The organism is Nodularia sp. UHCC 0506 (assembly GCF_034931045.1).
GTDB lineage: Bacteria > Cyanobacteriota > Cyanobacteriia > Cyanobacteriales > Nostocaceae > Nodularia.
Genome location: NZ_JAYGHH010000043.1, coordinates 1 through 6074, shown reverse-complemented (window position 1 = coordinate 6074; position 6074 = coordinate 1). Strand labels below are relative to the sequence as shown.

7 protein-coding genes are annotated in these 6074 nt (G+C 40.2%); 2 read left to right on the top strand and 5 right to left on the bottom strand.

Annotated elements, in window-relative coordinates; all coding sequences use genetic code 11:
* Positions 1–125: 125 nt before the first annotated feature.
* From VB654_RS19325 to VB654_RS19305, 5 genes are all read right to left on the bottom strand, one after another.
* Positions 126–1643 carry an HlyD family secretion protein gene (locus VB654_RS19325; RefSeq protein ID WP_323215427.1) on the bottom strand — a complete coding sequence of 506 codons (1518 nt, stop codon included), beginning with the start codon at positions 1641–1643 and terminating at the stop codon, positions 126–128.
* A gap of 436 nt (positions 1644–2079) precedes the next feature.
* Positions 2080–2370 (bottom strand): CTB family bacteriocin, encoded by a 291-nt coding sequence (locus tag VB654_RS19320; RefSeq protein WP_323215426.1) that lies wholly within the window; start codon positions 2368–2370, stop codon positions 2080–2082.
* A 332-nt stretch (positions 2371–2702) separates the two neighbouring features.
* Positions 2703–2999, bottom strand: a complete 297-nt coding sequence (locus tag VB654_RS19315; RefSeq protein ID WP_323215425.1) for a CTB family bacteriocin — start codon at positions 2997–2999, stop codon at positions 2703–2705.
* Positions 3000–3331: 332 nt separating this feature from the next.
* Positions 3332–3664, bottom strand: coding sequence for a CTB family bacteriocin (locus tag VB654_RS19310; RefSeq protein ID WP_323215424.1), 333 nt, complete (start codon positions 3662–3664; stop codon positions 3332–3334).
* Positions 3665–4009: 345 nt separating this feature from the next.
* Positions 4010–4723, bottom strand: a complete 714-nt coding sequence (locus VB654_RS19305) for an SEC59/DGK1/VTE5 family protein (RefSeq protein WP_323215423.1) — start codon at positions 4721–4723, stop codon at positions 4010–4012.
* 63 nt (positions 4724–4786) lie between these two features.
* Between VB654_RS19305 and yidD the strand changes: the two genes are divergently transcribed.
* Both yidD and VB654_RS19295 read left to right on the top strand, forming a co-directional pair.
* Positions 4787–5074, top strand: coding sequence for a membrane protein insertion efficiency factor YidD (gene yidD / locus VB654_RS19300; RefSeq protein ID WP_323215422.1), 288 nt, complete (start codon positions 4787–4789; stop codon positions 5072–5074).
* Between the two features lie 290 nt (positions 5075–5364).
* On the top strand, positions 5365–6074 hold a 710-nt coding region (locus VB654_RS19295; protein ID WP_323215421.1), incomplete at its 3' end, for a DEAD/DEAH box helicase.

Genomic DNA, 6074 nt, shown 5'->3' with positions numbered 1-6074 from the left:
GTAATTACAGAAGTTTGCTAGTGAATGCAATAGACATCTTGATATTCTCAATTTTGTGGGGTGGGCATCTTGCCCGCCCTTGTGTATGGCATTTATATATAGAGAATTTAAACTCCTACAATTTCTCAGAAATCTGTGATTAATCTGGCTTTGCGGAGAATGAAATTCAGGACTGTTTCTTGTCGGGAAATAATATCAGCTCGACCTTTCATTCCTGGTTGTAGATGACATGGATGATTTTCTTTTCCTACATAGGTGGTTTGGGCTTCTATGGTGGTTTCATAGGCGACTGTCTGGGCAGCACTTTGAATACCTGTCTCGGTGCTGTTATTTCCTACTGGGAGGGCATCTGGGGCAACATTTCTCACTGTGCCGTGGAGAGTACCGTAGTTGGGATAGGGACAAGCTGAAACCTGCATCTGCACTTTTTGTCCAGGTTTTACTTTGTCGATATCTTGCGGCTGGACAAATGCTTTAATCACCATTGGAGTGTTGAGGGGCGCAATTTGAGCAATTGGTTGACTTGGTTGTACTACCTGCCCAGGATGACGCAGATTTAATTGCAACACTGTACCTGTGACTGGCGCTCGAATTATAGTTTGATTCAGGTCAATTTCTACCTGTTGTAGTTCTTTGCGCGTCCGCATAGTTTGTTTTTCTAGTTCTAGACGCTGTTGTAGTAGGGTTTCTCGTTCTCTGTTTAAAGCGGCTAAGGTAGATTTACCACTGGCTTGTTCTTGTTTAATTCGTTCAGAGGCTATGGTTATAGCTGCATTATGAGGATTAATATTGGTTTGAGCTGTTTCTAGTTTTATGTGGGCAATTTTTAAGGCTTGTTCTTTTTCTGACATTAAGTCTTTAGCATTAGCTTTGGCTTGTTCTAGCTTGGCTTGGGCTGATTTGACTTCCTGTTCTTTTTCTTCCAATAAATTGCGCGAAATTGCTCCTGATGCGACTACAGACTGTAACCTGTCGCGTTGCTTTTTGGCTAAATTTAAAGCTTGTTCGGCTTCTTGTACAGTGGCAGTTAATAGATTATTCTGTTGTAAGCGATCGCGTTGTATTCTCGCTAAATTCCAAGTAGCTTCGGCTGCTGTCAGCTCTGCCATAGTTGTCTTTTGTTGGTCTTCATAGTTACGCTGACTTGCACTGAGTTCGGCTTGTGCAGCAATAATTGTGCGATTAATTAAGGTTTGTTGCGCTGCAATCTGAGTGGCAATTTCAGCTACTTGAGCATCAATTTGGCGCATTTGTAATTGATTCTGCTCAATACTATTTTCTAGTTGGCTTTTTTGATTTTGCAAGCGGGAATCATCAATATAAGCAATGGGTTCTCCTTGATTGACTACCTGATTTTCTTGCACATCTATTTTCTGCACTGTGCCAATAACGGCAGATTGAACTATTCCCAGTTCTCCTTCTGGTCGAATAGTTGCAGGAACTTTGACTGTGACATTGTAACTAAAAACAGATGTAAGACCAGCCGCCGTCATAAAAGTAATTAGTAGAACTCCTGCGCCGATGTTTGTCCATTTACTGATACGGGGAAGAAACTCGTGAGGTTCAACTAAATTGAGTTCTTCTGGAGTTGGTTCGTTAAACCTATTCCAAAAATTGTTATCTTCTTGAGGAAAGGATCTCACGGTACTGTACCTTGGGTTTAATTTGGATAATAGATTTTTGGCAAAGGTTATAAAATTAATAATTAACGCTGCTAAAACTCACAGTTGTTAAATATTATGGGACAAAAAAGTTAAACTGTAACATATGATGCTAACAGTAACCAACAACATAGTTTATGATGTTGTATAATTAGGAATGGGGATAAAGAAAGGAGTCAGCTGTGTACGGCAATAACCTTTCTGATGTATCTAAGGTGAATAACCCTTAGAAACAATAGAGGAGAACGCTCAAACTCTCTCAAAGACCTCACTTACGTCGAGCGAGTGATAACTATCTCCTCTCCCCATTTCCTGGGCAAAATTCACGACAAAAGTTTTATATTTCCACACAATCAAGGCTAACCTCTAAAGTTTAAATAGGGGCAAGAAAGTTTAAATTTTGCTATTGTAAAATTGTCTATTCAGTGTTGGATTGACTCAGTTCTTCAAAGTTGGCAAGAGCCGGAAATTTTGTAGGTTCGCTAGACAAAAAACTGGTAGCATTAGAATTTACATCAGCAAGCTGAGTATTTAGTTCCGAAGAGTTTCCGGCTGGACTACTATCACTTGATTTTGTAGTTGTTGCAGATCCTTGAGTAAAATTGTTGTCTTTCAGTTGATAGTTCATACCACCAACGAGCAACTCCTGCTGTCTTTCAGACAATTCTAATTTTGCAAAGCAATCGGATGTTATGATTTGATGTGACATAATTTATTAGCCTCACTGACAATCAATGCCCATCTGGTTTGGGATGATTGTTAGCCTCACTTGCATAATGCTTAATCAAGTAAAGGATTCCAGGCGCTAATTTGTGGATGCAACTTACCCTGATTACTCGGCTAAATATTCAAGTTGTGCAAACATAAATCACATGGGAAAGCTCTGGAATCCATTCTTTTAGAAGTGTGGAATTAGATGCTCAGTGCTACTTGGAGACAATAAATACATTTGCTATATCTGTGCCGTAAGATCGCAATTGCAGATGTCTCCAGCAGTTTGTCAGATTTTAAACTTGACAGACTATTAGACTGGAGTTGATATTACGACTGGTTACTACCTGAGCTGTTGAGAACTGGCGCAGCACCCAAAGTATCAACGTCTGGAACTTCGGTCGCACCAAATCCCATAAAATCTTGTGCCGCAGTGTTAGTAGCTGTTAATTGACCTGTAGAGTTGGCATTACTACCATCTGGGCCAGAACTGACGGTTCCTTGTAAATTGGCTATTCTGTTAGCGAAATTGCTCCCAGCTAGCTCAAAGTCCGCCCCCCCGGTTACGAATTCTTGTTGCTCGTCGGATAATGCGACACACAACTCTGATACAATATGCTCTGTCATGATTGTTAGCCTCACTTACGTAATTCTTCCTTGTGGAGAGGTTTTGCTGATGTAGTGGCAAGAAAATTCTGGAATTAAAGCCTACTTTCCACCCTTGAGAAAAGGAAACCCAGAGTGCTTAATGCACCACCATCTGTCCTGGAGAAACTCATCAGGGTAATCTCTGCAATAGCTCAGTTATTCGAGATCACAATTAGAGTTTTTGGGTAGGATGAGGTATGCAGAATTGCACTATTAACTCCTTCCTACTGAAATAAGTGATCTTGAATGTGACAGATAAGTTTTCTGGGTAAACTGTCATCATGGTTCAATGATTTGGCTGGTTGAGATGATTAACCTCCACCATTACCACCACCATTACCACCGCCACCATTACCATTGCCCATACCGTTAAGAACTGGTGCAGAACCCAAAGCGTTAATTTGAGGAACTTCTGTCGCACCTAATGCCATAAAGTCTTGTGCGGCAGTATTAATAGCTGTAACATCACCTGTAGAGTTGGCATTACTACCATCGGGACCAGCACTACTTGTGCCTTGTAAGTTTGCCACTCTGTTAGCGAAATTGCTACCAGCTAGTTCAAAGTCTTGGCCGCCAGCTAAAAGCTCTTGTTGACCATCAGATAAAGTAACAAACAGTTCTGATGCAGATATTTGATATGACATGATTGTTAGCCTCACTTACGTACATAGGTTTTACCACCTAAGAACTTAACTATAAGCACTGTTTGTGAGGAATTCATAAATCCATAGGTAGAAATCAATCTTGTATATTTACTCCTGAGAGTAGATATAAAGTCTAATTTTTTTGCTGCCAAACTCATACTTTGAGAAAATAAATAGACAATATTCCAGGTTTTGCGGCTATGTCATCTAATAATCGAGTTTTCAATTATCTGGCTAGGCGATCGCTTGACTGTAATTAATAGCAACCAACGTAATTTAAAATACAAGTCATTGTCATTGTTTGTGATATAAACACTTTTGAGCCTGAAAAAAATCTCTGGTTTTTTAGAGAGAATGGCGCAATAAGATATCAATTAACAAAAATGCTAGACTTGCACTGCCTAAAGGAACTGTTAAGTTATCAATACCTAAAAATGAAATAGCTTCTAAACTAGTAGCAACTACAGCGATCGCTAAAGATATTACCCAAGTTTGCCAAAGGTTGCCTTCAACACTCAGTAAAATCAAACTACTGATCATAAAACTGACTAAAGCCATTGTCAAGGAGCCTTCCCAGCTTTTTTGCGCTCCCAAGACTTTATACTTATGTTTACCAAAACGTTGCCCAATTAATGCGGCCAATCCGTCACCCCAAGCCATAACCATGATGCCGATAGCTGCATATTGGGGTTGTTGTATATGCCAGAACCAAGCTATTAAAATGCCCATACTCACAGCATAAAAGAAGGTTCCCAAACTTTGCCTACCCACGCTATTAATACCAGGAAGCAGAGGAAATCGATATGATAATAAGGTGATGGTACTAGCAACAACGGAAGCTGTAATCCCTAAACTGGCGGGAACATCGAGCCACCAAGCCAGCAATATTACATTCCCAGTGCCGATGTGAACTATTTTTCTGACTATTTCTGGTTCGCCCTTAGCAAAGCGATATACTACCCAAGCGATTAGGAGAATGAGTAACACCCAAACTGTAACTACAGTAATTTGTAGCCACAAAGGTGGAGTTGAGGTGAAGTCGATAGCTGGAGATAACAAAGAAATTATAAGATAGGAATTTTCTACATTTATTACTAAATTATAAGATTTTAGGTGATTGTGATGAAACTATTATTTATTGGGTTGATTAAAGCTTACAGAATATTTATTTCGCCCCTGTTTCCCCCGACTTGTCGTTTTCAACCAACTTGTTCAATGTATGCTATTGAAGCCATTGAAAGATTTGGCATCTGGCGCGGTGGCTGGATGGCAACTCGGAGAATTTTGCGTTGTCATCCCTTCCACCCTGGTGGATATGATCCAGTTCCAGAGGCGACAAAGCATTGCTGTGATCATCATTTGCCAGATTCTGGAAAACAGACAACAGAAGAGCATCACAGAGGCTTGTAGTGAGGAGTGAAAATTGTATAAATGATCAAAAACTGTGTTGCACCATTGCACCCCAGTATCTTCATTTGTCCAGACGAGGTTATACAGAAAAGATATATTTGCCAAAATTGGGATGCTTCTCTTCTTCCTTCGTGGTTCATTATTATCAAGTTATTGTTGCCAATTCGTTGCTATCTTGGCTGAATCATTATTTTTTGTTACAGGAAATTTACTTTATACTAATTTTATGTGAATTTCCACAGAGGCGTTGCTGCAATTGCTTCACGAAAGTTGATAACAAAGGCATCTAGATGTATAAATTTAAATTTAACCATTCCCCGGCTCTAGAAGCCCTAAAAACAGGTAAATCTGACCCCATCAACTTTTACGAAGCACGTCTTGACCTGTTCAATCTCTCAGTCATGGCAGACTATGACCAACTTGTTTGCCTGCCAACCCTGACAGCCATAGACAAATATTGGTATCAAATTGAAACAGCCAGGAAAGTCCTCAGACAACTCGGTGGACGGGCATTGTTAGCAGATGAGGTGGGATTGGGCAAAACCATCGAAGCGGGGCTGATTATAGCCGAATACTTAGCTAGGGGAATGGTTAACTCAATGCTGGTTTTAACTCCTGCCTCTTTGGTTTCCCAATGGCAATCAGAATTAAGTGACAAATTTAATATTTCTACGATCACCACAGATAATCGAGATCCACTTGCACCCCTAGAAGATTTCTGGACGGAAAACCCCCGGATTATTGCTTCCTTAAACACAGCTAAATCTGGTAAACATTATCCTCTTGTTACCAGTCGGAATTGGGACTTAGTAGTTGTGGATGAAGCGCATCACCTAAAAAATCGCAATACTTTGAACTGGAAATTGGTTAATGCCCTGAATAAGCGGTTTATCTTGATGCTGACGGCTACTCCAGTCCAGAACTCTTTGGTAGAACTATTTAATTTGCTTACCCTCCTCAAGCCAGGACTTCTCAAAACCGAAGCGGCATTTAAGAAAGA

Excerpts from the sequence above, each read along its gene's own strand:
- VB654_RS19320 (WP_323215426.1), bottom strand. The coding sequence starts at position 2,370 with ATGTCACATCAAATCATAACATCCGATTGCTTTGCAAAATTAGAATTG.
- VB654_RS19315 (WP_323215425.1), bottom strand. The coding sequence starts at position 2,999 with ATGACAGAGCATATTGTATCAGAGTTGTGTGTCGCATTATCCGACGAG.
- VB654_RS19310 (WP_323215424.1), bottom strand. The coding sequence starts at position 3,664 with ATGTCATATCAAATATCTGCATCAGAACTGTTTGTTACTTTATCTGAT.
- yidD (WP_323215422.1), top strand. The coding sequence starts at position 4,787 with ATGAAACTATTATTTATTGGGTTGATTAAAGCTTACAGAATATTTATT.